This is a genomic window from Sphingopyxis sp. (assembly GCF_035565275.1).
Lineage (GTDB): Bacteria > Pseudomonadota > Alphaproteobacteria > Sphingomonadales > Sphingomonadaceae > Sphingopyxis.
On sequence record NZ_DATMST010000143.1, the window covers coordinates 1 to 1,534 of the forward strand.

At 67.2% G+C, this 1,534-nt stretch carries 2 protein-coding genes; both read left to right on the forward strand.

What is annotated here, in order from left to right; all coding sequences use genetic code 11:
* A partial coding sequence (locus VN047_RS09975) for an efflux transporter outer membrane subunit (protein ID WP_325542246.1) occupies positions 1-1,125 on the forward strand: 1,125 nt, incomplete at its 5' end.
* On the forward strand, positions 1,125-1,534 hold a 410-nt coding region (locus VN047_RS09980), incomplete at its 3' end, for a biotin/lipoyl-binding protein (RefSeq protein ID WP_325542248.1). The genes VN047_RS09975 and VN047_RS09980, both read left to right, overlap by 1 nt.

Below are 1,534 nucleotides of genomic sequence, written 5' to 3' on the forward strand. Positions count from 1 at the left end.
GTGGGCGCCGAGGCGAGCGCGGGCGGTGTCCAGCAGAGCGAAAATATGGGCATTCCGCCAAACTTCGTTCCCGACGGCATTCAGGATACGGGGCATCTCGCAGCGACCTTCGCCTTCGACCTCGATTTGTGGGGCCGCAACCGCGCAGCGCTCGCCGCGGCGACGTCGGAGGCCGAAGCGGCGCGCGTCGATGAGGCGCAGGCGCGGTTGATGCTGACGACCGGGATCGCTTCGGCTTATGCAGACCTTGCGGGCTATTATCACGCGCTCGACGTTGCCAATGAAGCCGTCCGCGTTCGCACTGCCAGCGCCGACCTGTCGGGCGAACGCGCCCGCGCGGGGATCGAAAATCAGGCGAGCCAGCGGCAGGCCGAAAGCCGCGCCGCTTCGGCACGCGCCGATGTCGTCGCGCTCGAGGAAGCGATCGCAACGACGCGCAACCGGATCGCCGCGCTGATCGGTGCCGGGCCTGACCGCGGCCTGTCGATCGCGCGCCCGCAAATAGTGCGACCGGCGCTGGGCCTGCCGGCGAACGCCGGGATCGATCTGATCGGGCGCCGTCCCGATATCGTAGCGGCGCGCTTGCGGTCGGAGGCGGCTGCGGAGCGTATCGATGTTGCGCGCGCCGATTTCTATCCGAACATCAGCCTGTCGGCGCTCGTCGGGCTTCAGTCGCTCGGGCTTTCCAACCTGTTCAAATCGGGTTCGGAATATGGAAACGGTGGCGCCGCGATCAGCCTGCCGATCTTTGAGGGCGGGCGATTGCAGGGTCGCTATCGCGGGTCGCGCGCCGATTATGACACGGCGGTCGCTACCTATGATCGCACGCTGGTCGGCGCGCTACGTGACGTTGCCGATATTGTCGCGAGCCGGGCCGCGACGACACGCCAGCTCGCGGGCCGACGCGAGGCGCTGACTGCCGCGGCCGAAGCGTCGAAACTCGCCGGGTTGCGCTATCGCGCCGGCCTCTCGAACCAGATCGTCCAGCTTAACGCCGAGGACAGCATGGCTGCGCTCGACCGCGCCGTTGCCGACCTCGAAGCGCGCGAACTCTCGCTCGATATCGCCCTGATCCGTGCGCTTGGCGGCGGATACCGGGTCAGCAATTCAACAGGAGACGAATGATGGCCGACGAAACGGCTGCGACCGAAACCGGCGCTCCCCCCCCCGAAACGACAGACATCGAAAACAACGGAGCGAAGCGCAAGAAGCTGCTCCGTATCCTCGCTATTGTCGTCGTGACGATCGCGATCCTCTGGGGCCTCTGGTATTTCCTCACGCAGGCGGGACGCGTTCACACCGACAACGCCTATGTCGGCGCGGACTCGGCGCAGGTGACCGCGCTTGTGTCGGGCCCGGTGAAGGAAGTGCGCGTCAGCGGCACGCAGGCGGTGAAAAAGGGCGATATTCTCGTCATCCTCGACGATGCCGACCAGCGGATCGCCGTCGCCGATGCCGAAGCGGCCTTGCGCCTCGCGCGTCAGCGCTACGGGCAGGCCGATGCGAACGCGGACGCCGCGCGCGCGCGCGTGAC